This window comes from Streptomyces venezuelae (assembly GCF_008642355.1).
Taxonomy (GTDB): domain Bacteria; phylum Actinomycetota; class Actinomycetes; order Streptomycetales; family Streptomycetaceae; genus Streptomyces; species Streptomyces venezuelae_B.
Window position 1 is genome coordinate 453,550 of record NZ_CP029193.1, and the last position, 23,779, is coordinate 477,328.

Annotated in this window: 16 protein-coding genes; 10 read left to right on the forward strand and 6 right to left on the reverse strand. The window is 71.1% G+C overall.

All coding sequences use genetic code 11. From position 1 onward, the window contains the following. Nucleotides 1–50 precede the first annotated feature (50 nt). From DEJ47_RS01985 to DEJ47_RS01995, 3 genes are all read left to right on the forward strand, one after another. Nucleotides 51–1,100: an ABC transporter substrate-binding protein gene (locus tag DEJ47_RS01985; protein WP_150164305.1), complete on the forward strand. Its 1,050-nt coding sequence runs from the start codon at nucleotides 51–53 to the stop codon at nucleotides 1,098–1,100. A 2-nt stretch (nucleotides 1,101–1,102) separates the two neighbouring features. Next, nucleotides 1,103–2,311 carry an LLM class flavin-dependent oxidoreductase gene (locus tag DEJ47_RS01990; RefSeq protein WP_150164307.1) on the forward strand — a complete coding sequence of 403 codons (1,209 nt, stop codon included), beginning with the start codon at nucleotides 1,103–1,105 and terminating at the stop codon, nucleotides 2,309–2,311. A 69-nt stretch (nucleotides 2,312–2,380) separates the two neighbouring features. Continuing rightward, nucleotides 2,381–3,496: an NAD(P)-binding domain-containing protein gene (locus tag DEJ47_RS01995; RefSeq protein ID WP_150164309.1), complete on the forward strand. Its 1,116-nt coding sequence runs from the start codon at nucleotides 2,381–2,383 to the stop codon at nucleotides 3,494–3,496. On the opposite strand, the gene DEJ47_RS02000 is transcribed toward DEJ47_RS01995, so the two are convergent. The 4 genes from DEJ47_RS02000 to DEJ47_RS02015 all read right to left on the reverse strand — a co-directional run bounded on the left by DEJ47_RS02000 (nucleotide 3,493) and on the right by DEJ47_RS02015 (nucleotide 8,421). Next, nucleotides 3,493–4,734 carry a S8 family peptidase gene (locus DEJ47_RS02000; RefSeq protein ID WP_398337850.1) on the reverse strand — a complete coding sequence of 414 codons (1,242 nt, stop codon included), beginning with the start codon at nucleotides 4,732–4,734 and terminating at the stop codon, nucleotides 3,493–3,495. The two genes, DEJ47_RS01995 and DEJ47_RS02000, sit on opposite strands and share 4 nt — an antisense overlap. Before the next feature lie 187 nt (nucleotides 4,735–4,921). Further along, complete coding sequence (locus tag DEJ47_RS02005; protein ID WP_150164313.1) at nucleotides 4,922–5,623, reverse strand: antibiotic biosynthesis monooxygenase; 702 nt, start codon at nucleotides 5,621–5,623, stop codon at nucleotides 4,922–4,924. 133 nt (nucleotides 5,624–5,756) lie between these two features. Then, a complete protein-coding gene (gene mltG / locus DEJ47_RS02010) occupies nucleotides 5,757–6,569 on the reverse strand; it encodes an endolytic transglycosylase MltG (protein ID WP_150164315.1) in 813 nt (270 codons plus the stop codon). A gap of 43 nt (nucleotides 6,570–6,612) precedes the next feature. Continuing rightward, a complete protein-coding gene (locus DEJ47_RS02015) occupies nucleotides 6,613–8,421 on the reverse strand; it encodes an ABC transporter ATP-binding protein (protein WP_150164317.1) in 1,809 nt (602 codons plus the stop codon). A gap of 94 nt (nucleotides 8,422–8,515) precedes the next feature. On the opposite strand from DEJ47_RS02015, the gene DEJ47_RS02020 reads away from it, so the two are divergent. The 3 genes from DEJ47_RS02020 to DEJ47_RS02030 all read left to right on the forward strand — a co-directional run bounded on the left by DEJ47_RS02020 (nucleotide 8,516) and on the right by DEJ47_RS02030 (nucleotide 13,609). Further along, nucleotides 8,516–8,959 carry a MarR family winged helix-turn-helix transcriptional regulator gene (locus DEJ47_RS02020; RefSeq protein ID WP_150164319.1) on the forward strand — a complete coding sequence of 148 codons (444 nt, stop codon included), beginning with the start codon at nucleotides 8,516–8,518 and terminating at the stop codon, nucleotides 8,957–8,959. Between the two features lie 55 nt (nucleotides 8,960–9,014). Beyond that, the gene (locus DEJ47_RS02025) at nucleotides 9,015–11,939 is read left to right on the forward strand and encodes an FAD-binding and (Fe-S)-binding domain-containing protein (RefSeq protein ID WP_150164321.1); all 2,925 of its coding nucleotides are present in this window, start codon (nucleotides 9,015–9,017) and stop codon (nucleotides 11,937–11,939) included. Nucleotides 11,940–12,124: 185 nt separating this feature from the next. Next, entirely contained in the window at nucleotides 12,125–13,609 is a 1,485-nt protein-coding gene (locus DEJ47_RS02030; RefSeq protein WP_150164323.1) for a Gfo/Idh/MocA family protein, read from the forward strand. 69 nt (nucleotides 13,610–13,678) lie between these two features. Here DEJ47_RS02030 and DEJ47_RS02035 read toward each other — a convergent pair whose 3' ends face one another. Further along, on the reverse strand, nucleotides 13,679–15,298 hold the full coding sequence (locus DEJ47_RS02035; protein WP_190415229.1) for a peptide-N4-asparagine amidase: 1,620 nt from the start codon (nucleotides 15,296–15,298) through the stop codon (nucleotides 13,679–13,681). 125 nt (nucleotides 15,299–15,423) lie between these two features. Beyond that, nucleotides 15,424–16,164 (reverse strand): L,D-transpeptidase family protein, encoded by a 741-nt coding sequence (locus tag DEJ47_RS02040; RefSeq protein ID WP_150164327.1) that lies wholly within the window; start codon nucleotides 16,162–16,164, stop codon nucleotides 15,424–15,426. Nucleotides 16,165–16,367: 203 nt separating this feature from the next. On the opposite strand from DEJ47_RS02040, the gene DEJ47_RS02045 reads away from it, so the two are divergent. From DEJ47_RS02045 to DEJ47_RS02060, 4 genes are read left to right on the forward strand one after another with little or no spacing between them, the layout of a single operon-like run. Continuing rightward, nucleotides 16,368–18,233 (forward strand): ABC transporter transmembrane domain-containing protein, encoded by a 1,866-nt coding sequence (locus DEJ47_RS02045; RefSeq protein ID WP_150164329.1) that lies wholly within the window; start codon nucleotides 16,368–16,370, stop codon nucleotides 18,231–18,233. Then, nucleotides 18,230–20,011 carry an ABC transporter ATP-binding protein gene (locus DEJ47_RS02050; RefSeq protein ID WP_150164331.1) on the forward strand — a complete coding sequence of 594 codons (1,782 nt, stop codon included), beginning with the start codon at nucleotides 18,230–18,232 and terminating at the stop codon, nucleotides 20,009–20,011. Before DEJ47_RS02045 ends, DEJ47_RS02050 begins: the two co-directional genes overlap by 4 nt. Nucleotides 20,012–20,068: 57 nt before the next feature. After that, nucleotides 20,069–21,880: an ABC transporter transmembrane domain-containing protein gene (locus DEJ47_RS02055; protein WP_150164333.1), complete on the forward strand. Its 1,812-nt coding sequence runs from the start codon at nucleotides 20,069–20,071 to the stop codon at nucleotides 21,878–21,880. Further along, entirely contained in the window at nucleotides 21,877–23,778 is a 1,902-nt protein-coding gene (locus tag DEJ47_RS02060; protein WP_223828192.1) for an ABC transporter ATP-binding protein, read from the forward strand. Before DEJ47_RS02055 ends, DEJ47_RS02060 begins: the two co-directional genes overlap by 4 nt. Nucleotide 23,779: the final 1 nt, after the last annotated feature.

Below are 23,779 nucleotides of genomic sequence, written 5' to 3' on the forward strand. Positions count from 1 at the left end.
CTGGTCAACGGCCCCATCCCCCGTACCGAAGCGAACGGAACCAATCCACCATGCGACGACCACGCCCCGCCCCCGCCGCCGCCCTACTGCTCCCCCTCGCTCTGCTCCTCGCCGCCTGCTCCGGCACCTCGTCCGCCGACAGTTCCATCGGCGGTTCGGGCGGCGGCACCGACGGGAAGGGGTCGCTGACCCTCAATGTCGGTGATCAGAAGGGGGGTTCGGAGGCCGTGCTGCGCGCGGCCGGGGAGCTCGACGACCTCGATTACAAGATCCGTTGGTCGACCTTCACGTCCGGCCCTCCGCTCCTGGAGGCCATCAACGCCAAGGCCGTCGACATCGGCGGTATCGGGAACACCCCGCCCGTCTTCGCGGCGGGTGCCGGGTCGAAGATCACCGTGGTGGCGGCCAGTCACGGCGCCGCCGCCGGGGACACGATCCTCGTGCCGGACGACTCTCCGCTGAAGAAGCCGCAGCAGCTCAAGGGCAAGTCGGTCGCCGTGGCGCAGGGTTCGTCCGCGCACTTCAATCTGGTCGCGTCCCTGAAGAGGGCCGGGCTCGGCTTGCAGGACGTACAGGTCAAGTACCTGCAACCGGCCGACGCGCTCGCCGCGTTCACCAGCGGCAAGGTGGACGCCTGGGCCGTCTGGGACCCGTACACCTCGCAGGTCCTGCGGGCGAAGACCGGGCGCGTGCTGACCGACGGCGAGGGGCTGTCGAACGGCCTCGCCTTCCAGGCGGCGGCGCCCGGCGCCCTCGGCGACGAGAAGAAGGCCGCGGCGATCTCCGACTACCTGGACCGGCTCCGCAGGGCCCAGGACTGGGTCTACAAGCACCCCGAAGCCTGGGCGAAGGTCTGGGCCCAGGACACCGGCCTTCCCTACGACGTCGCGCTGGACGCCGTGAAGCGCACCAACGGCACCCGGGTCCAGGTGGCCGTGGACAAGAACGTCATCGCGTCCGAGCAGGAGATCGCGGACACCTTCAGCGATTTGAAGCTGATCCCGCGCCGCATCGACTTCGGCGACTTCGTCGACACCCGCTTCAACGGCGACCTGCCGCCCTCCACCACCGAGCCGCGCTCGTACCGCAAGGAGTCCTGACCATGAACGTCCACCTGCACTGGTTCCTGCCGACGGGCGGCGACGGCCGCACCCTCGTCGACCGGCACGCCTACACCGACGGCGGCATCACCCGCTCCCGCGTCACCCCGGTGAGCGGCGTGCGCGCGCCCGACATCGAGTATCTGGCCCAGATCGCCAAGGCCGCCGAGCAGCTGGGGTTCGAGGCCGTGCTCACACCGACCGGCACGTGGTGCGAGGACGCCTGGCTGACGACGGTCGCGCTCGCGCAGCACACGGAGCGGCTCAAGTTCCTCGTGGCGTTCCGCCCGGGTGTCATCTCCCCCGTGCTTGCGGCGCAGATGGCGGCGACGTATCAGCGGATCACCCGCGGCAGGCTGCTCCTCAACGTGGTGACGGGCGGCGACTCGACCGAGCAGCGGAGGTTCGGCGACCACCTGGACCACGACCGCCGCTACTCCCGCACCGACGAATTCCTCTCCGTCGTACGAGGGGTGTGGGGCGGCAAGCCGTTCGACTTCCGCGGCGAGCACTTCCGGATCGACGGCGGCCTCACCGCGCTGCCGCCGGATCCGCTGCCGGAGATCTTCTTCGGCGGCTCGTCGGCCGCGGCGGGTCCGGTCGCCGCGCGGCACACGGACGTGTACCTGACGTGGGGCGAGCCGCCCGAGCAGGTGAAGCAGAAGATCGACTGGATCCGCGGGCTCGCCGAGAAGGAGGGCCGCACGGTCCGGTTCGGCATCCGGCTGCACTCGATCTCCCGCGACTCGGCCGCCGACGCGTGGGCGACCGCGAACCGGCTCCTCGACGACCTCGACCCGGACACGATCGCCGCGGCACAGGAGGCGCTCGGCCGCAGCGAGTCGGTGGGGCAGCAGCGGATGCTCGCGCTGCACGGCGGCTCCCGGGACAAGCTGGAGATCTCGCCGAACCTGTGGGCCGGTGTCGGCCTGGTGCGCGGCGGGGCGGGCACGGCGCTGGTCGGCAGCCACGCCGATGTCGCCGACCGGATCGAGGAGTACCACGCGCTCGGCGTGGAGCACTTCGTCCTGTCCGGCTATCCGCACCTGGAGGAGGCGTACTGGTTCGGCGAGGGCGTCATCCCCGTGCTGGCCGCGCGCGGGCTGCTGCCACGGATCCCGGCGTCGCCGCTGTCCGGTGTCCCCGCGGCGAACGGACGCCCCGCCTCCGCCCCGGGCGGCGCGCCGCTCCTGGTCGCGGGAGGCCGCTGAGACGGGGCCGGCCCGCCCGTCCGCCCGTCCGCCGGGAAGATCCTGGACCCCGATGAAGTTAGTAGAAACGTGAACGACATCGGGGTACGAGACGCGGCCGCCGCAACGACGGTCCAGGACGTGGACGTGGTGGTCATCGGCGCCGGGCAGGCGGGCCTGTCCAGCGCCTACCACCTGCGGCGGGTCGGCTACGAACCGGACCGGGACTTCGTGGTCCTCGACCACGCGCCCCGGCCCGGCGGCGCATGGCAGTTCCGGTGGCCTTCCCTGACGTACGGGAAGGTGCACGGCATGCACGCGCTCCCCGGGATGGAACTGACGGGCGCGGACCCCGCGCGCCCGTCGTCGGAGATCATCGGGAAGTACTTCGAGGAGTACGAGCTCCGTTTCGGCCTGCGCGTGCGACGCCCCGTCGACGTGCGCGGAGTCCGCGAGGGTGAGGGCGGCAGGCTGCTCGTCGAGACGTCGGCGGGCACCTGGTCGACGCGGGCCCTGATCAGTGCGACAGGCACCTGGGACCGGCCGTTCTGGCCGCGCTACCCGGGTCAGGACACGTTCCGCGGGCGGCAGTTGCACACCGCGGTCTACCCGGGGCCCGAGGCGTTCGCGGGACAGCGTGTGATCGTCGTCGGCGGTGGCGCATCGGGCACGCAGCACCTCATGGAGATCGCCCCGTACGCGGCGTCGACCACCTGGGTCACCCGCAGCGAGCCGGTGTTCCGCGAGGGGCCCTTCGACGAGAACTGGGGGCGCACGGCCGTCGCCATGGTCGAGGAGCGCGTACGTCAGGGGCTGCCGCCGCGGAGCGTGGTGTCCGTGACGGGGCTGCCCATGAACGACGCGATCCGGCAGGCGCGGGCCGACGGCGTCCTCGACCGGCTGCCGATGTTCGACCGGATCACGCCGTCGGGCGTCGAGTGGGACGACGGCCGCCGCGTGGACGCGGACGTGATCCTCTGGGCGACCGGCTTCCGTCCCGCCGTCGACCACCTGGCCCCGCTGCGGCTGCGCGAGCCCGGCGGCGGCATCCGCCTGGAGGGCACGAGGGTCGCCGCGGACCCCCGCATCCACCTCGTCGGCTACGGACCCTCGGCCAGCACGATCGGCGCCAACCGCGCGGGGCGCGCGGCGGTGCGCGACGTTCGGCGACTGCTGGCCGGGACCTCGCTCCCGAGCCCCGTCTAGCCGAGGTACAGCGTGTAGAGCAGCTTGTCCGGCGTGACGGGCGGGGTGCCCTGCAGCACTCCCGTGGTGGCGTTCTCGACGAGGCCCTTCTTGACCTGCGCCGGGGTGTCCGTGGGCCGGAAGGCCAGATGCAGTGCGGCCGCGCCTGCGGCGTGCCCGGTGGCCATCGACGTACCGCTGAGGGTGGCTGTCGCGGTGTCGCTGTCCTTCCAGGCGGAAGGTATCTGCACGCCTGGCGCGAACAGGGACACGCACGAACCGTAGTTGGAGGAGGACGCACGGCGGTCGCTCCGGTCGCTCGCGCCGACGCTGATGGTCTCCGGCACACGGGAGGGTGAGGTGGTGCAAGCGCCACCGGCCTGGCCTGAGCTGCCCGCGGCGACCGTGTAGGTGACGCCGGAGCGTATGGAGCGCCGCACCGCGCTGTCGAGGACATCGCTGGCGGCCCCGCCGAGGCTCATGTTCGCGACCGCCGGTTTCGCGGCCTTCGCCGTCACCCAGTCGACGCCCGCGACGACCCCCGCTGTGGTGCCCGCGCCCTGGCAGTCGAGGACGCGCACCGCGACCGGTCTGGCCTGCTTGGCCACGCCGTACGTCTTCCCCGCCGCGATGCCGCCCACATGGGTGCCGTGCCCGTTGCAGTCGTCGCCGTTCCTGCCGTCGCCGACGGTGTCGGTCCCGACGGAGGCGCGGCCGGCGAACTCCGCGTGGGTGGTGCGCAGCCCGCTGTCGATGATGTAGATGCTCACGCCGGGGGCCGTGGTGCGGTAGGTGTACGTGGTGGACAGCGGGAGGCGGCGCTGGTCGATGCGGTCGAGGCCCCAGGGGGCGTTGGGCTGGGTCTGCTCTCCCGCGCGGTCGACGCGGACCCGGGTGTCCTGACGGACGTACGCGACACGGGGGTCGGCGGCGATCCGGCCCGCCTGTGTCCGGCTCATGCGGGCGGAGAACCCGTGCAGGGCGGCTCGGTACACGTGCCCGAGCCGTGCTCCTTCGGCCCGCCCGACGAGCTCGCGTGCCACGCCGGACACGGCGGCGGCGTTCAGCGCCTTCGCGTCCTTCAGGACGACGATCCAACCGTCCGGCACGGCGACCTCGGAACGACCCGCGAGCCGCAGTTCCCCGCCGACGCCGGAGGAGCCGGGCGCGGCATGGGAGGACGGGGTTACGGCGAGCAGGCCGGTGGCCGTCAGCGCGGCGGAGAGCAGCACCGCTGTCTGCCGCCGACGGGAGGGCATTCTCATTCCCGGTGCACCTGAACCTTTCATCGACTGACCAGGGACGGGGTCGGGCCATGTGCGGTGCGGTGCTGAGTGCGGCGGTGCCGTGTGGTGCGCGTGCGTGGTCGCGCTGCGCGTGCGGTGTCGCGCGCTGCCAGCCTCTCGCGCCGCTCAACGCGGCACAAGAGGCGGGAGGGCCCGCGGCTCAGGGAGCCGCGACGTTCACCAGGCTCTTGTACGGGAGGTAGCGCGGCACGCTGGGTCGGGTCGGCGCCGGAGTGACGCCCTCCAGGCCCTCGATCATCATGCCCAGTTCGACCGTGCCGCCGCTCTCGGCGAAGCGCCGCCACGCCGACATGTCCCGCCACTCGGCGTGGTTGAGAACCCTGCGGCCGTCCTTGCTCGTGTGGAAGTGGGCCGCGAGAAGCCCCGGCGGCCGGGTCCGTTCCAGGATCGCAATGACGCCGTCGATGAACGCGCGCTGACTGTCCGGTCCTTCGGTCTCGAAGATGGGGGTGACGAGGGCACCGGGGGTGCTCTCCGCTCTCTCCTCGGTGGCGTAGCTGCGGTAGAGGGAGTAGCGCACCTCGCCCGGACGTTCGATGCCGAGCACCATCCGGTCGACCCTGCTGATGTCTTCCGAACACCGGGCCGCGCGGGCCCACTCCCGGTGGGAATCGTCGTCCGTCCACTGCGCGTAGTTGAGGACCTCGCGGCCGTTCTCGCTGAGGAAGGTGGTGAACGAGAGCATGGCGTCCGGGCGTTCCTGGTGTTCCCATTCCTCGATCACCAGGTCCGCTGCCTGCTTCTGGACCCCCGGGGCCGGCAGGGTCCAAGAGCTGACGAGGATCGTCCCGGCGTCCGCCCGCCGGACGTCGGGAAAAGCACAAGTTATTGGTGCGGCCATGGTCGGCTCCTCCTGCATACTGAGCGGTACGTTCAGAGAAAAGCGTTGTACCTGAACCACGGTTGAGGTCAAGGCGGAGCAGGCGTGTCGGCCGAGCGGACCCCCCTGGCCCCATGCCACTTTCGGCCTCCCGCTACTTCGCCTTGTTGAACTCCCCCACGTTCTTCTGGTGTTCCTGGAAGTCGGATGTGAAACGCGTGTCTCCCGGTTTCACGGTGACGAAATACAGCCAGTTCCCCGGAGTCGGGTTGATCGCCGCCCGCATTGCTTCCTCTCCGGGGTTGCCGATCGGCGTGGGCGGCAGGCCCATGCGTGCATAGGTGTTGTACGGACTGTTGATCTTCGTGTCGCGTTCGCTGGTGGCGAGTGTCGAGCGGTTGAGGGCGTAGTTGATGGTGGAGTCCATCTGCAGGGGCATGCCCCGGTCGAGACGGTTGTAGATGACCCTGGCGACCTTGCCCATTTCCTCCTTGGAACCGGCTTCCGCCTCGATCATGCTCGCAATGGTGACGCTCTGGTAGATGTTCAGCGCATTCCGGTTCGCACCGGCCGTGACTTGGCCGACGCCGAACTTCTTGTTGGCCGTGTTCACCATGTACGACAGAACGGATGCCGGAGTCGACTCCGGGCTGAGCGGATACGTGGCCGGGAAGAGGTAACCCTCGGGGTTGCCGTCGGCGTCTTCGGGGAGTTTGAGGTTCGCTTTCGGCAGTGCCTTCTTCGTGGTGCCGGCGGGCACGTCGAGTGCCTTGTCCACGGCCGCGTACACCTGGGCGGCACGCCACCCCTCGGGGATGGTCAGCGTCTCGGGCCGTTCGTCGTCGTCGGGAAGCAGCAGCGGCACCGTCACGGCTGCGGCCACGGCGACGGCTCCGGCCGCGATCAGGGCGATCCGGCCCCGTCGCGTCAGTCGAATCGTTCCGCGTCTCGGAGTCTTGGTCTGCATGCGGGCACGGTAACCCGCAAATGGTCATATTCCTGGCATATTTTCATGTCGCGGGCTCCAGTTGGGCGTCTCTGCGCACGAGGGCGGCGTAACGGCCGTCGCGCCCCAGGAGTTCCTCGTGGGTGCCGCGCTCGGCGACCCGGCCCGCGTCCAGGACCACGATCTGGTCGGCGCCGCGGACGGTGGAGAGCCGGTGGGCGATGGTGAGGGTGGTCCTGCCGGCGGACAGCGCGTCGATGGCCTCCTGCACGGCGCGTTCCGTGCGGGTGTCGAGGGCGCTGGTCGCCTCGTCGAGTATCAGGACCGGCGGGTCGCGCAGGATGGTGCGGGCGATGGCGAGGCGCTGCTTCTCGCCGCCGGAGAAGCGGTGGCCCCTCTCGCCGACGACCGTGTCGTACCCCTCGGGGAGGGAGGCGATGTGGTCGTGGATCTGCGCGGCGCGGGCGGCGGTGAAGAGTTCCTCGTCGGTGGCGTCGGGCTTGGCGAAGCGGAGGTTGTCGGCGACCGAGGCGTGGAAGAGGTACGTCTCCTGGGAGACCACGCCGACGGCGCGCGCGAGGGTGTCGAAGTCGAGGTCGCGCACGTCGACGCCGTCGAGGGTGACGCGGCCGCCCGTGACGTCGTAGAGCCTGGGCACGAGGTGACTCAGCGTGGACTTGCCGGAGCCGGTGGCTCCGACCACGGCGAGGCTGCCGCCCGCGGGTATGACGAGGTCGATGTCCTGGAGCGTGGGGTCCGCCTTCTCGTCGTAGCGGAACTCGACGCCCTCGAAGCGGACCTCGCCCTTGATCTCGTCGAGGTGCACCGGCCGCTCGGGCTCGGTGATGTCGACGGACAGGTCGAGATACTCGAAGATGCGCTGGAAGAGCGCGAGCGAGGTCTGGATCTGCACGCCGGTCGAGAGCAGGCTGACGGTCGGACGGAAGAGGCCCTGCTGGAGCGAGACGAAGGCGACGAGTGTGCCGATGGAGACGGTCGGGCCGCCCATCCGGAAGGCGATGCCCGCGGTCCAGTAGATGACGGCGGGCATCGCGGCCATCACGATGGTGATGACGGCCATGCGCCAGCGGCCCGCCATGTTGGACCGGATCTCCAGGTCGACCAGTTGCTCGGATTCGTCGGAGAAGGACTTGGTGAGGGAGTCGGCGCGCCCCATCGTGCGGCCGAGAAGAATGCCGCTGACGGAGAGCGATTCGGTGACGGTCGCGGCCATGACGGCCATCTGCTTCTGCCGCTGCGTGGCGATCTTCTTGCGTTCGCGGCCGACGCGGCGGCTGATCCACACGAACACCGGGAGCAGCAGGAGCGAGACGACGGTGAGCCGCCAGTCCAGGGCGAGCATCGCGACGACGGTGGCCATGACGCTGGTGAGGTTCGAGACCAAGGACGTGGCGGTGGAGGTGACGGTCGCCTGCATGCCGCCGATGTCGTTGGCGATCCGGGACTGGACCTCGCCCGTGCGGGTGCGGGTGAAGAAGGCCAGGGACATGCTCTGCAACCTGCCGTACACCGCGGTGCGCAGGTCATGCATGACGCGCTGCCCCACGGACGTGCTGATCAGGGTCTGCAGGACGCCGAAGACACTGGTGACGACCGCACTGAGGATCATGCCGAGCGCGAGCAGGCTCAGCAGGCCCGTGCGGCCCTGGGGCAGGGCGGTGTCGAGGATCTCCTTCAGCAGGAACGGGGTGGCGACCCCGACGAGCGAGGCGGCGCAGACCAGCAGGCCCACGATCGCGAGACGGCCTCGGTAGGGACGGAAGAGGCGAAGGATGCGGCGCATCTGGCGCGGCTGCGGCTCCTCGCCGGGGGCAGGGGGCTGCGGCGTCCAGGTGGATTCGTCGTGACGCATGGGCTCCTACGGGTTCTCGGACGACAATGCCTCAGGGAGCATAGCTCACTGTTACCTATACTCACAATGCACAACGTCCTGATAAAGTTCCCGCATGAACACCCCGGACCCCGACGGCCTGCTCGCCGAACAGTTGCTGCGGCTGACCCGCAGGCTGCAGCGGATCCAGAAGCGCCATCTGGTGCCGATCGGCATCACGCCCGCGCAGTCCCGCCTCCTGCGCACCCTCGCTCACTATGAGACGCCGCCGCGCATGGCCGACCTCGCCGAGCGCCTGGAGGTCGTGCCGCGCGCCGTGACCACGCTGGTCGACGGTCTGGAGGCCGCCGACCTCGTGCGCCGCGCGCCCGATCCCACCAACCGCCGGGTGATCCGCATCGAGCTCACCGACGCGGGACTCAAGGCCCTGGGCGAGCTGCGCGGCGCGCGCCGCGCCGCCGCGGAGGACATCCTTGCCCCGTTGGACGCCGAGCAGCGGGCACAGTTGGGCGTGCTGCTGAACGCGCTGTTCGACGTGCCGGACGTCCGCCGCTGCTGAGACCTGTCTCCGCACCCCGGTCCGCAGGTACGCCGCCGCAACTGGAGGAGAGCTCATGCCACTGCTGGAGCCCGAGCCCGACGCCCTGCGCCCCGGTGCCGCGTCGCGCGTGGACGGACCTGCCCACGACCGCGTGCCGGACGAGCGCGGCGGCGGCACCCCGGACCCCCTCCGCTCGGACCTGATCGCACTGCTCGGCGCGGACAAGGTCCTGACGAAGGTCTCGGACCTGGTGCGGTACGCCTCGGACGCCAGCCCCTACCGTTTCGTGCCTCAGGTCGTGGTCGTCCCCGAGGACATCGACGACGTGTCGGCCGTCCTGTCGTACGCGCACGGCAAGGGCCGCGAAGTCGTCTTCCGCGCGGCCGGTACGTCGCTGAACGGCCAGGCCCAGGGTGAGGACATCCTCGTCGACGTGCGCAAGCACTGGTCGGGCGTGGAGGTGCTCGGCGGGGGCGAGCGGGCGCGCATCGGTCCCGGCACGACGGTCGTGCGGGCCAACGCGACGCTCTCCCGGTTCGGCCGTGTGCTCGGCCCCGACCCCGCCAGCGCGATCGCCTGCACGGTCGGCGGCGTCGTCGCGAACAACGCCTCGGGCATGACGGCGGGAACCACCCGCAACTCCTACCGCACGGTCGCCTCGCTCACCGTCGTCCTGCCCTCGGGGACGGTCGTGGACACGGCAGAGCCGGATGCGGACGAACAACTGGCGCACGCGGAGCCCGACCTGTGCGCGGGCCTGCTGGCGATCAAGCGTGAGATCGAGGCCGACCCGCACCTGGTGGCCCGCATCCGCGAGAAGTACGAGATCAAGAACACCAACGGTTACCGACTCGACGCGTTCCTCGACGGTACGACGCCCGTGGAGATCCTGCGGGGCCTGATGGTCGGCTCCGAGGGCACCTTCGGCTTCCTCTCCGAGATCGTCTTCGACACGCTGCCGCTGGACCGGCACACCAGCACGGCCCTGCTGTTCTTCCCGTCCCTGCCTGCGGCCGCCGCCGCTGTGCCCCTGTTCAACGCCGCGGGCGCGCTCGCCGTCGAGTTGATGGACGGCAACACTCTGCGGGCGTCGGTCAGCGTCCAGGGGGTGCCCGCCGACTGGGCGGAGCTGCCGAAGTCGACGGCCGCGCTCCTGGTCGAGTTCCGCGCCCCGGACGAGGCGGCGCAGGAGGCGTACGAAGCGGCGGCGGCGAAAGTCCTGGAAGGACTGGACCTGACCGCGCCCGTGCCGTCGGTGACCAACGCGTTCACGCGCGACGCCAAAACGATCGGCGGCCACTGGAAGGCACGCAAGGCCTTCGTCACCGCCGTCGGCGGCTCCCGGCCCCCGGGCACGACGCTGATCACCGAGGATTTCGCGGTCCCGCCCGGTCGGCTCGCCGAGGCCTGCGAAGCGCTCCTCGAGCTCCAGACGCGGCACGGCTTCGACGCCGCCGTCGCGGGTCACGCGGCCCACGGCAACCTGCACTTCCTGCTCGCCTTCGACGCGGCGCTCCCCGCCGACGTCGAGCGCTATGCCGCCTTCATGGACGAGTTCTGCCGTCTGACCGTGGAGCGTTTCGACGGCTCCCTGAAGGCGGAACACGCCACGGGGCGCAACCTCGCGCCGTTCCTGGAGCTGGAGTGGGGTCCGAAAGCGACCGAGCTGATGTGGCGCACGAAGCAGGTCATCGACCCGGACGGGGTGCTCGCCCCCCGCGTCGTCCTGGACCGGGACCCGAAGGCGCATCTGCGTGGCCTGAAGACCATCCCACGCGTGGAGCCGATCGCCGACCCGTGCATCGAATGCGGCTTCTGTGAACCGACGTGCCCGAGCGAGGACTTGACCACGACACCGCGCCAGCGCATCGTGCTGCGCCGCGAGATGATGCGCCAGCCCGCGGGCTCCCCGGTGGAGGACGGTCTCGTCGAGGCGTACGGGTACGACGCCGTGGACACCTGCGCGGGCGACTCGACGTGCGGCATCGCGTGCCCGGTGGGCATCGACACGGGCGCCCTGATGAAGGAGTTCCGGCACGCGCGGCACTCGCCTCGCGAGGAGCGGGCGGCCGCTGTCGCCGCGAAGAACTTCAAGGCTGTCGAGGCGTCGGCGCGGCTCGCGGTGGCCGCCGCCGACCGGATCAGTGACCGGCTGCTCACCGCGGTCACCCGCGGCGCGCGCAAGGCCGTGCGCCCGGACCTCGTCCCCGAGTGGCTGCCCCAGATCCCCGGGGCCGCGGCGCGCAGACTGCCGCGCACCGCGCGCGTGGGCGCCTCAGCCGTCTACTACCCGGCATGCGTCAACCGCATCTTCGGCAGCCCCGGCGACCGTTCCCTGGCGGAGGCCGTGGTCGCTGTCTCCGCGCGCGCGGGGAAGCCGGTTTGGATTCCGGACGATGTCGCGGGGACGTGCTGCGCGACGATCTGGCACTCCAAGGGGTACGTCGCGGGCAACCGCGTCATGGCCAATCGCATCGTCGAGGCGGCCTGGGGCTGGACGGCGGGCGGCCGCCTGCCCCTGGTCGTCGACGCCTCGTCCTGCACGCTCGGCATCGCCCACGAGGTCGTGCCGTATCTGACCCCGGACAACCGGGAGTTGCACCGGGAGCTCACCGTCGTCGACTCGATCGTCTGGGCCGCCGACGAACTGCTCCCCCACCTGACGGTGCGCCGCATGGTCGGCTCCGCCGTCCTGCACCCCACCTGCTCCATGCAGCACCTCGGCGACGAGGCGCAGCTCCGGGCGGTCGCCGAGGCGTGCGCGGACGAGGTGGTCGTGCCGGACGACGCGGGGTGCTGTGCTTTCGCGGGCGACCGGGGCATGCTCCACAAGGAGCTCACGGAGTCGGCCACGCGCAAGGAGGCCGCGGAGGTCACGTCCCGTCCCTACGACGCGCACCTTTCCGCGAACCGCATGTGCGAGGTGGGCATGGACCACGCGACGGGCCGCGGCTACTACTCCGTACTCCTGGAACTGGAGCGCGCGACGCGCCCGTGAGGGGCGGGGCGGCTCGGTGGCGGGCCTGGGCGGGGCGGCTCAGGCTGAACGGGTCGCGCGGGCCGGGTCTTCGATAAATCCAACTCTTCGGCACCTCCTGTCTCTTGCGCCCCGGGCGGACCCCCTACCAGGGTGGCTTCCGCCCCAGTGGTAGAGACCAGCCGCCATTCAGCTACGGAGGTCCGATGCACGACGAGAACGTCACACCGAACCCTGAAGGCACCACCCCGGACGACGCCACCGAGAGCGGCAGGGCGGATGACGGCCACTCGCGTCGCGCGGTGCTCCGCACGGCGGGCCTCGCCGGCGCGGGGCTCGGAGTCGGCGCCCTCACGGGCGGCACGGCGCACGCCGACACCCCCGGTTCCGCTGCCACCGCGGCGGCCGGGGCCGCGAAGGACACCGCCGAGGCGCCCGCACGCAAGGGCAAGACGATGATCGGCGTGCCGTTCCAGCGCCGCTCGACGGTCCGGGTCGGCATCATCGGGCTCGGCAACCGCGGCGGCAGCATGATCGATCTGTTCCTCGCCATCCCCGGCGTGCGCGTCGTCGCGCTCTGCGACCCGGTCAAGGAGAAGACCGCCGCCGCGGCGAAGAAGGTCACGGCCGCGGGCCAGCCCGCCCCGGCGACGTACACCAAGGGCGAACACGACTACGAGAACCTGTGCAAGCGTGGGGACATCGACTTCGTGTACGTGGCGACGCCCTGGGACTTCCACTTCGCCATGGCCAAGTCGGCGATGCTGAACGGCAAACACGTCGGCGTGGAATGTCCCATCGCCCTGCGCCTGGACGAGCTGTGGGAGCTCGTCGACCTCTCCGAGCGCACCCGCAGGCACTGCATGCAACTGGAGAACTGCTGTTACGGCAGGAACGAGATGCGCGTCCTGCGGATGGCGCACGCGGGCAAGTTCGGCGACCTGCTGCACGGCGCGGGCGCGTACAACCACGATCTGCGCGGCCTGATGTTCGACCCCGACTACTACGAGGGGCCGTGGCGGCGCCTCTGGCACACCCGGCTGCGCGGCGACCTCTACCCCAACCACGGCTTCGGGCCGGTCGCCAACTACATGGACGTCAACCGCGGTGACCGCGCCACGCACATATCCAGTTTCGGCACGCCCTCCCTCGGCCTCGCCGAGTACCGCAAGGAGCACATGCCTCCGGGCGACCCGAGCTGGAAGGAGACGTACATCGAGAGCGACCGCACCATCAGCCTGGTCCAGACGGCGAAGGGCCGGGTGATCCGCCTCGAACACGACGTCAGCACCCCGCACCCCTACTCCCGGATCAACAGCCTCGGCGGCACGCGGGGCGTCTTCGAGGACTACCCCGCCCGCATCTACATCGAGCCCGACCACACGAACGACCAGTGGGCCGACTTCTCCAAGTACGCCGACTTCGACCACTGGCTGTGGAAGGAGCACTCCAACCCGCCCGGCGGGCACGGCGGCATGGACTACATCATGATCTTCCGCCTGATGCAGACCATGCAGCTCGGCCTGGTCCCCGACTTCGACGTGTACGACGCCGCGACCTGGACGGCCCCCGTGCCGCTGAGCCATCTGTCGATCAAGGCGAAGGGCGCGCCGCAGGCGATCCCCGACTTCACGCGCGGTCTGTGGAAGAAGGAGCGGGCGGGGGTGGACTCGGAGAAGCCGAAGGCATAAGCACCTGGGCGGGCTCGGTGGCGCGGTTCGTGGCACCGAGCCCGTCACAGGGCCGGGCGGCGTCTCCGGTCAGCAGCGCCGGCGGTCCTCCGTCAGGGTTCCCTGGACGGTGGAGAGGGTCCGGTCGTAGCAACCCGAGTCACCGACCAGCCGGTAGCGCTCCCGGGATGTGCCGACAGCGTGCCGCTGATCGCGCGGGACGTTCGCGGTGTACGTCGCATCACCGTCGTAACGGTCGTCAAGGACGGACCAGCCGGTGCGCCTGCCTCCCGTCCTCGTGACGCTCTCGGCGCGGTCGCCGAGCGAGATCCGCGTGCGCAGCCGGTCACCGGCGCCCAGGGTCGTCGTGCCGTCCATGGTGTACGTCCGGTCGCTGCGCACGGCGCGGCGGCCCGTGGTGACCGTCTCCCGGTCCGTCCACGTGGCCTTGAGCGCGTCCGTCGACTCGCCGTCGGTCCAGCGGTGCAGGGAGGTGTTGGCGAGGCTGCGGGTCACGGTCGTCGCGACCCGTCCGTGCGACGTGTTCACGTACCCCGACACGTGCAGTCGGTGGCCGCCCTCGGTGTCCAGCCGGTGCGGCTCGTCGCCGCCCGTCCCGGGGGTGTACTTCGACGTGTTGCTGAGGGTGCTCTCCTTGTGGCCGGTCAGCCTGCCCGTGACACGGTCGCTCTTCTCGTCCTGCCAGACCAGCACGTTGACGGGCGTGCTCCAGCCCGTCTGCGCCTCGGGGACGCCGACGACGGAAACCTCGACGCGGTGCGGACGGCCGTCGTTGAGGACGCCCGCGAAGGGGGTCAGGTCGTACTCGATGGGCTTGATGTCGAAGGCGCGGGGGCCCGGGATCACGTACCAGAGGAAGGGGTTCGACCAGCCGCCGGTCCAGACGGTCGGGAACGGCGCCGCGATGCCCGCCAGCTGTCCGTCGACCTTGACCTGCACTTCCCGGTAGGGGCCGCGATCGGCTTTGCAGGAGTAGGGCGCGGCGTCGGGGACGGTCAGGTACCAGTACTCCTCGCAGCCTCCGCCGGAGCCGGTGGCGTACACCTCGGCGACGATGCGTTCGCTGTTGCGCGGGGTGGTGAGGGCGACGCCACCGTCACGGCCGTCCCCGCTCGCGTCCCCGAGAGGGAGGACACGGTCGGGCGCCGCCGTCGGTTTGGCCGCCTCGTAGAAGGTCAGCGTCGCCTTGACGTCGATGACGCCGGTGTACGTGTCGTTGACGACGTTGCCGATGAGCATCTCGACCTGCTGGTCGCGGCTCAGCGTCTCGCGGTAGCGGGTGACGTCCTTCTCCACGGTCCAGGTGATGCCGTCGACCGACGGCTCCGGGGTCGACGTGCGCAGCACTTCGACCCCGCCTATGCGCAAGTAGCCGAGGCGGTCGTACTGCCGTCCCTTCACCTTCCCGTCCAGGCGGAGCACCACCTTGCCCCAACTGCCCTTGCCGCACTTCGCCGGAGGCGCGTAATCGCCTTTGTACGGGGTGAAGTCCTTGAACCGCGCCTCGGCGACCGTCACTTCGCAGGACTTGGTGTGCGGTTTCGCCACGGGCGGCGCGGCGGTGACCGGATCGTGCCAGTCGTCACCGAATTCCACCGGTGGCGTGTCGGCCGCCGCTGGTCCGGCACCGAGGAGGGTGCTCGCCGCGAGGGCCGCTCCTACGAGCATGGACATGACGCGTCTTCTCATGGGGGATTTCTATGGGCAGTTGCCGATCACCGCAATGGTGCGGCCCGCGCGTCACGCCCACCACGTGCAACTCCGGACCGACCTCGGCCCCCGCGCCCCCGGCTCCCGGCTCCCGGCTCCCGACCTCACGCCTCCAGATTCGCCCTGTCACCCATGACCACGACCGGATGCTGCTTCGGGTCGAGCGTGCGGAGCAGGTACTCCATCGCCGGCTTCGACAGGCTGACGCAGCCCGACGTACCGCTGCCGTGGTCCATGTGCAGCCAGATGCTGCCTCCCTTGGCCTGGCCCTGCGGCCGCGTCGGGTCGTTCGGCGGAGTTCCCTTGGCGCGGTTGTAGTCGATGGCGATGACGTAGTCGAAGTCGTGCCAGTGCGTCTTCGGCCAGTAGTGCGGGGCCTGCATGGACGACGATTTCGTGTACGGAAACTTGGCACCCGGGTCCGCGAGGACGCCGCCCGCGTCGGTGAGCGTGAACACGCCGACCGGGCTGCGCTTGTCGTTCTCGCGGTGGTCGGTCGTCCAGCCCTTCTTCCCGTTGTGCGCGGGCCAGCTGCGAGCCTTCTCCCAGGTGGTGTCCTTCGGCCCCGACTTCGTGTAGAGCACGACGGTCGACTTCGCCGAGTCCTCACCGTCGCCGTACACCGCCACGACCTGGCGGGACTCCTCGGGGATCTTGGACTGAAGCCGGTCACCCACGTCCGGGATGCGCCGTGCGTCGGCGGCCCCCGCCTGAGGACCCTTTCCATGGTCGGCGCGGGCGCCGCCCTTCTTCGCGCTGTCGTCGCTTCCGCTCGCGCAGGACGTCAGAAGAACACCACAGGCCGCTGCCGCGACCACCACTCGCACCGTACCGGCTATTCGCATCCGCCCATGGTCGCACCCCGTCCGCGGAACCCCCGTCAAGCCCCGCTGCCCACGCCGCGACCGGGCCGATTCTTTACCTCAGGGCGGAAAACCGTTTGCCTCGGGCCACCGCGTGAGGCGAACCTTTCACGGTTTGCAACCGCCGTGCGCTCCCGCTCCGCATTCGCCCGGGCGACGGCCCCCGCACCGATTCCTGGGACGTCATGCAGATTCGCGACCTTCCGTATCCCGACCCCGGCGTCCCCGATGCCCGGTCGGGGCCACGCTTCCTGCTGTGGCTGGGCCGCAACCAGCTCGGCGGACAACTCAGGTCCCTCGCCTGGGGCCTGCTGCACTTCGGCTCCATCGCGGGCCTGCCGTACATGGTCGGCGTCGCCGTCGAGGCCGTGCTCGACCGGTCCGGCGGGCGGCTCGCCCTCGCGGGCGCGCTGATCGTCCTCCTCGGCATCGCCATCGCGCTGGGCGACACGATGCTGCACCGCACCGCGGTCACGAACTGGATCACCGCCGCGGCCCGCGTGCAGCAACTCCTCGCGCGCAAGACCGCCGCGCTCGGCTCCGCGCTCACCCGACGCGTCGCTGCGGGCGAGGTCGTCGCCGTCTCCACCGGCGACGTCGAGAAGATCGGCTGGTTCGTGGAGGCCCTGTCGCGTTTCGCCGCGGCCGCGCTCACCGTCGTCCTCGTCTGTGTCGGCCTCCTCGTCTACCAGCCCGCTCTCGGTGTCATCGTCGCGCTCGGCATCCCCGTGCTCGCGCTCGCCGTCCTTCCGCTGCTGCCCCGCGCCACCCGCCGCGCGGACCACCAGCGTGAGAAGGCGGGCCGGGCCACCGAGCTGGCATCGGACACCGTCGCCGGACTGCGGGTGCTGCGCGGCATCGGCGGCGAGGAACTCTTCCTCGACCGGTACCGCACCGCCTCACAGGAAGTCCGCACCGCCGCCGTCCGCAGCGCCCGCATGTGGGCGGTCATCTCGGCCATTCAGGTCCTGATGCCCGGCCTGCTGCTGATCGCGGTCGTCTGGCAGGGCGTGCACCTCGCCCGCGAGGGCCGCGTCACGGTCGGTGAGCTCGTCACCGTCTACAGCGCCATCATGATCCTCAACTACCCGCTGCGGCACTTCGAAGAGATCGCCATGGCGTACTCCTTCTCGCGGCCCTCCGCGAAGCGGGCGGCCCGCGTGCTGTCGCTCCAACGGACGGCGGAGAGTACCGTCTCCCGTTCGCGGGACGGGTCTGAGCGCGGGGAGGCCATGGCTCCTGTGATGGCACAGCCTCCCGCCGACGACTCCCTCCCGCCCACCGGCGACCTGTACGACCCGGCGACCGGACTGCTCGCGCCCGCAGGACGGCTCACCGCCGTGGTCTGCGGCGACCCGGACGAGGCAGGCCGCCTCGCCGAACGTCTCGGCGGGCACCCCGCGTTCGACGACGCCGTGGACATGCCGTCCGTGCGCCTCGGCGACATACCGCTGGACGACCTGCCACTGGCCATCGCCCGCACCGCCGTCCTGGTCCAGGACAAGGACCCCGTCCTCCTCTCCGGAACGCTCCGCGAGCTCCTCGACGTACCGGCGTCAGGAGCCGTCAACCCCGAGGAGGCGCTCGACGCGGCCCAGTGCTCCGACGTCCTGGACGCACTCACCCAGGCGTCGGCCGGCGACGACCCGATGACCGCCCACCTCACGGAACGCGGCCGCTCCCTCTCCGGAGGCCAACGCCAACGCCTCGCCCTCGCCCGCTCCCTGGTCACCGACCCGGAGGCGCTGGTGCTCGACGAGCCGACGTCCGCCGTCGACTCGCACACGGAGGCCCGGATCGCCGACGGCATCCGGCACCTGCGCGAAGGACGCACCACCGTGGTCCTCACCTCGTCGCCGCTGCTCCTGGACCGCGCCGAGCGCGTCGTCTTCCTTGCCGACGGCGAGGTCGCGGCGGTCGGTGCGCACCGCGAACTGGTGCACACCGAACCGCGATACCGCGCGGTCGTCACCCGGGAGACCGACGCGGAACGCGTCGTCGACCGGGACACGGACTTCCTGACCGAACTCGACATCGAGGAGACGGCATGATCGGCCTGGCGCCCCCGGCACACGATCCGGCGGCCCCCACGACGGCGGAGACCCTGCCCGTCGGCTCGGCCGCGACCGTACGCGCCTACGTCACCGAACTGTTCAAGCGCCATCGTGGGGCCTTCCTCCTGCTCATCCTGGTGAACACACTCGCCGTCGTCGCCTCGATGGTCGGCCCCTATCTCCTCGGCGACCTGGTCGAGAAGGTGTCGGACGGTGCGCGTGACCTCCATCTGGAGTTCACGATCGCCCTGTTCGTGGTGGCCCTGCTCGTGCAGGCGCTGTTCGTGAGGGAAGTGCGGCTGCGCGGCGCGATGCTCGGCGAGCAGATGCTGGCGGACCTGCGCGAGGACTTCCTGGTGCGGTCCGTCGGGCTGCCGCCCGGCGTCCTGGAGCGCGCCGGTACCGGAGACCTCCTCTCGCGCATCACCACGGACATCGACCGTCTCGCCAACGCCATGCGCGAAGCGGTGCCGCAGCTCGCCATCGGTGTGGTGTGGGTGGTGCTGCTGCTCGGCGGACTCGTCGTGACGGCGCCGCCGCTGGCGCCCGCCGTGCTCGTCGCCGTGCCGCTCCTCGTGGTGGGCTGCCGCTGGTACTTCAAGCGGGCGCCCGCCGCCTATCGCTCCGAAGCCGCCGGTTACGCCGCCGTGGCCGCCGCTCTCACCGAGACCGTCGACGCGGGCCGCACCGTCGAGGCGCACCGCCTCGGCCGCCGCCGCATCGAGCTGTCGGAGCGCCGCATCGCGGAATGGACGGCTTGGGAACGCTACACGCTCTATCTGCGGTCGGTCCTCTTCCCGGTCATCAACCTCACGCACACGACCGTGCTGTGCTCGACCCTGATGATCGGTGGTGTCTTCGTCCTCCAGGGCTGGATCGGGGTGGGGCAGCTCACCACCGGCGTCCTGATCGCCCAGATGCTCGTCGACCCGCTCGGGATCATCCTCCGCTGGTACGACGAGCTGCAGGTCGCCCAGGTGTCCCTGGCCCGGCTCGTCGGTGTGCGCGACATCGAGCCGGATGCCGGTGATCCCTCCGTCGCCCCGGACGGACGCGATGTCCGCGCAGACGACGTGCACTTCGGCTACCGCGCGGGCGTCGACGTCCTCCGCCAGGTATCCCTCGCGGTCGAACCCGGTTCCCGGGTCGCCCTGGTCGGCCCGTCGGGCGCCGGCAAGTCGACGCTGGGCAGGCTCCTCGCCGGGATCTACGGTCCGCGTACCGGGAACGTCACCCTCGGCGGCGCCGCGCTGTCGGCGATGCCCGCCGAGCAGGTGCGCGCCCATGTGGCTCTGGTCAACCAGGAACATCACGTCTTCGTTGGCTCCCTGCGCGACAACCTCCTCCTGGCCAGGACCGGGGCCAGGGACGCCGAACTGTGGGCGGCGCTCGGCGCGGTCGACGCGGCCGACTGGGCACGCGGCCTCGACGAGGGCCTCGACACCGAGGTCGGCTCGGGCGGTTACGCGCTGACGCCCGCACAGGCGCAGCAGATCGCTCTGGCGCGCCTCGTCCTCGCCGACCCGCACACGCTGGTTCTGGACGAGGCGACATCGCTCCTCGACCCGCGCGCGGCACGGCACTTGGAGCGTTCCCTCGCCCGCGTGCTGGATGGCCGCACCGTCGTGGCTATCGCCCACCGGCTGCACACCGCGCACGACGCGGATGTCATCGCGGTGGTCGAGAGCGGCCGGATCGCGGAACTGGGCAGCCACGATCAACTGGTGGCGGCGGACGGCGCGTACGCGGCGCTGTGGCGGTCCTGGCACGGATAGGTGACCTGCCCCAGGGCGTCCTGTCACCGCTGGTGCGCGGGTGGTTAGGGTACGGGGATGGCTGCACCATCCACGGATCCCGGCGTCCCCGACCGGCGCGGGCCTGCCCGCTACCTCTGGTGGGTGATCGTCAGCCAGCCGCAACGTGTGCTCATCGGAGCCGTGTTGGGCAGCGCGTGGATGGTCTGCCTGACCCTTCCCCCGTACGTCCTGTCCCGTGCCATCGACGACGGTCTGCGACCGGGCGACCGCTCCGCCCTCATCGGCTGGTGCGCGGCACTGTTCGGCATCGGGCTCCTCAACGCCTGGCTGGCGATCATGCGGCACCGCACCATGACCCGGATCCGGCTCGACGCCTACTTCCGTACGGTGCGCGTCGTGGTCGACCACGCGACCCGGCTCGGTGCGGCCCTGCCCCGCCGGGTCTCGGCCGGCGAGGTCGTCACGATCGGTCACTCCGATGTGGGTGTGATCAGTCAGACCCTGACCGTGACGGGTCCCGGAGTGGGCGCGGTGATCGCCTACTTCGTGGTGGCCGCGCTGCTCCTGTCCGTCTCTCCGCTGCTCGCCGTCGTCGTGCTGGTGGGCGTGCCCCTGCTCGCCGTGCTGATCGGCCCCTTCCTCGGCCGTCTGCAGGGGGCCGAGGCGGCCTACCGGGAACGTCAGGGCGCCCTCGCCGCGATTCTCGGCGACCTCGCGGGCGGCCTCCGTGTCCTCAATGGCCTCGGCGGCAAGGAGGTGTTCGCGAGCCGGTACCGCGAGGGCTCGCGTCGGCTCCGTGACGAGGGCTACCGGGTCGGTTCGAGCATGAGCTGGATCCAGGCGTTCGGCATCGGCCTGCCCACCCTGTTCCTGGCCGCCGTGACGTGGCTCGCCGCGCGCATGGCCGCCCAGGGCAGCATCACGGTGGGCGAGTTGGTGGCCGTCTACGGCTACGTCGCCGTCCTCGTCATGCCCGTGATGTTCCTCATCGAAGGCAGCTACGACATCGGCCGAGGCCTGGTCGCGGCGCGGCGGGTCGTGGACTTCCTGAACCTGGCCCCCGTGGACGGGGAGCCTCCCGCGCGTGCGGAGCCGGTGCCCGGCCCGAAGGAGCCGTCGGTGCTGCGCGACCCGCTGTCCGGTGTGGAGGTCGTGCCCGGACGCCTCACCGCGCTGGCCAGTTCCCGTGCCTCCGATGCCACGGACATCGTCGACCGCCTGGGCCGCTTCACTTCTTCCCCTGCCACCTGGGGGTCGGTGCGCCTGGACGACGTCGCCCTGGACGAGGTCCGCACTCGCATCCTGGTGGCGGACAACGAGGCCGACCTCTTCGCCGGCACGTTGCGCGCGGCCGTCGCCGGCCGGTGCGCTTCGGACGAGGAGGCCATCTCCCGAGCGGTCGACGCGGCCATGGCCCGCGACATCGTGCTCGGCCTGCCGGACGGGCTCGACGCCACGCTCGACTCCCACGGCCGCAACCTGTCCGGCGGGCAGCGTCAGCGTGTCCGCCTGGCCCGGGCCCTGCTCGCCGAACCGGAAGTGCTCCTGGCCGTCGAACCGACCTCCGCGGTCGACGCGCACACCGAGGCGAACATGGCGGCCCGGCTCCGCACCGCCCGCACAGGCTTCACCACTCTCGTCACCACCACGTCCCCCCTCGTCCTTGACCAGGCCGACGTCGTCCTTCACGTGGTCGACGGCCGGGTGGCCGCGACCGGCAGCCACGCCGACCTCTTCGCCCGCGCCCCGGCCTACCGACGCCTGGTGTCGCGCGGCACCGACAAGGGCGCAAAGGACGAGAGCCACGAGACGGAAGAGCAGCGCGCAGCGGAGCGCCGCACCCGCCCTCGCCCCTCCGACGAGCCGACTCATGAGGCACTCCGATGACGTCGCCCCACCGAGGCCCGGCCGCCATGAACCCCGCGTCCGGTCAGCTGCCCGTGGCCGATCGCCGCCAGGTCCGCCGCGCCGCCGTCCACCTCATACGCCAGGACACCGGCGCGTTCGCCACGATGATCGCGTTCAACGCGCTCGCGGCGGCAGCGGGCCTCACCGGCCCCTGGCTCCTCGGGCGCATCATCAACACGGTCAAGGACGGCGGTGGCGTCGATACAGTGGACCGCTTGGCCCTCGGCATCCTGGCCGGCGCCCTCGCCCAGCTCCTCCTGGCACGCCACGCCCGCTACCTCGCCCACCGCTTCGGCGAGCGGACCCTCGCCCGCATCCGTGAACAGTTCGTCGACCGGGCACTCGCGCTGCCCGCCTCGATCGTGGAACGGGCCGGTGCGGGCGATCTGACGGCCCGCGGCACCACTGACGTCGCGACCGCCGGACAGATGCTGCGCGACACCGGCCCCGACGTGTTCGTCGCCGCGGTGCAGGCGCTCTTCATCCTTGCCGCGGTCTTTCTCCTCGACCCGCTGCTCGGCGCCTGTGGGGTGCTCGGCCTCACAGGCATCTGGTTCGCCACCCGCTGGTACCTGCGCCGTGCCCGCACCGCCTACCTGGAGCAGGGCGCGGCCCACTCCGCACTGGCGGAAGTGCTCGCGGCCACCGCCTCCGGAGCCCGCACCGTCGAGGCCCTGCGGCTGCGCGAGCGCCGTGTCGCGGACAGTGAGGCGGAGATCGAACGGTGCGTCTCCGCCCAGGACCGGACGCTGTTCCTGCGCAGCGTCCTGTTCCCCTCCATCGACATCTCGTACGCGGTCCCGGTCGTCGCCGTGCTGATCCTCGGCGGCGTGCTGCATCAACAGGGGTCTGTGAGTCTTGGCACCGTGGTCGCCGCTGCCCTGTACCTGCAGCAGCTCTCCCAGCCCTTGGACACGATCCTTCAGCAGGTCGAACGGCTCCAGGCCAGCGGCGCGTCCTTCGCGCGCGTCGAAGGACTGGCCGCCGCGCCCACGGGACCTTCCGAGCGCTCCGCTCCGGCTCCGGATCCGGCTGCCGCTGCTGCGCCGTCCGCCGGACCTTCCCCCTCCCCGGACAGCGCCCCTGTTGGCGACCGCATCGAGGTGCAGGGTGTGCGCTTCGCGTACGGCAGCGGGGGCGACGTCCTGCGTGGGGTCACTCTGTCCGTGCATCCCGGCGAGCGACTCGCGATCGTCGGACCGTCGGGGGCGGGAAAGAGCACCCTGAGCCGGCTCCTGGCCGGTATCGACACTCCCCTCGACGGAACGGTGACCGTCGGTGGCGTGCCGATCGCCGACCTGCCCCCGAACCGGCTGCGACGGCAGGTCGCCCTCGTCACCCAGGAGCACCACGTGTTCCTCGGCACTGTCAGGGACAACCTCCTGATAGCGGCGGAGTCCGCCACGGACGCCGAACTCGGAGCAGCCCTCACCGCGGTAGGCGTCGACTGGTCTGATGACCTCCCGGACGGTCTCGACACCGAGCTCGGCCCGGGGGGTCACCAGCTGCACGGAGCGCAGGCGCAGCAATTGGCGCTGACCCGAGTCGTGCTCGCCGACCCGCACACGCTGATCCTCGACGAGGCCACCGCGCTTCTGGACCCGACGACGGCACGGCACACCGAGCGAGCCCTGGCGGCGGTCCTGCGCGGACGCACCGTCATCGCCATCGCCCACCGTCTGCAGACGGCCCACGACGCGGACCGGGTGGCGGTGATGCAGGACGGCCGGGTGACCGAGCTGGGCTCCCACGAGGAGCTCGTCGAGGCCGACGGCGCCTACGCCGCGCTGTGGCACTCCTGGCACGGCGAACAGCGGGACTCCGGCCTCGGCGAACAGCGGCGCTCCGGGCCCGGCAGCCAGCCAGACGACGCATGAG

Coding starts and splice junctions, on each gene's coding strand:
- DEJ47_RS01985 (WP_150164305.1), top strand. CDS start 51: ATGCGACGACCACGCCCCGCCCCCGCCGCCGCCCTACTGCTCCCCCTC.
- DEJ47_RS01990 (WP_150164307.1), top strand. CDS start 1,103: ATGAACGTCCACCTGCACTGGTTCCTGCCGACGGGCGGCGACGGCCGC.
- DEJ47_RS02000 (WP_398337850.1), bottom strand. CDS start 4,734: ATGCCCTCCCGTCGGCGGCAGACAGCGGTGCTGCTCTCCGCCGCGCTG.
- DEJ47_RS02005 (WP_150164313.1), bottom strand. CDS start 5,623: ATGGCCGCACCAATAACTTGTGCTTTTCCCGACGTCCGGCGGGCGGAC.
- mltG (WP_150164315.1), bottom strand. CDS start 6,569: ATGCAGACCAAGACTCCGAGACGCGGAACGATTCGACTGACGCGACGG.
- DEJ47_RS02015 (WP_150164317.1), bottom strand. CDS start 8,421: ATGCGTCACGACGAATCCACCTGGACGCCGCAGCCCCCTGCCCCCGGC.
- DEJ47_RS02020 (WP_150164319.1), top strand. CDS start 8,516: ATGAACACCCCGGACCCCGACGGCCTGCTCGCCGAACAGTTGCTGCGG.
- DEJ47_RS02025 (WP_150164321.1), top strand. CDS start 9,015: ATGCCACTGCTGGAGCCCGAGCCCGACGCCCTGCGCCCCGGTGCCGCG.
- DEJ47_RS02030 (WP_150164323.1), top strand. CDS start 12,125: ATGCACGACGAGAACGTCACACCGAACCCTGAAGGCACCACCCCGGAC.
- DEJ47_RS02035 (WP_190415229.1), bottom strand. CDS start 15,298: ATGAGAAGACGCGTCATGTCCATGCTCGTAGGAGCGGCCCTCGCGGCG.
- DEJ47_RS02040 (WP_150164327.1), bottom strand. CDS start 16,164: ATGCGAATAGCCGGTACGGTGCGAGTGGTGGTCGCGGCAGCGGCCTGT.
- DEJ47_RS02045 (WP_150164329.1), top strand. CDS start 16,368: ATGCAGATTCGCGACCTTCCGTATCCCGACCCCGGCGTCCCCGATGCC.
- DEJ47_RS02050 (WP_150164331.1), top strand. CDS start 18,230: ATGATCGGCCTGGCGCCCCCGGCACACGATCCGGCGGCCCCCACGACG.
- DEJ47_RS02055 (WP_150164333.1), top strand. CDS start 20,069: ATGGCTGCACCATCCACGGATCCCGGCGTCCCCGACCGGCGCGGGCCT.
- DEJ47_RS02060 (WP_223828192.1), top strand. CDS start 21,877: ATGACGTCGCCCCACCGAGGCCCGGCCGCCATGAACCCCGCGTCCGGT.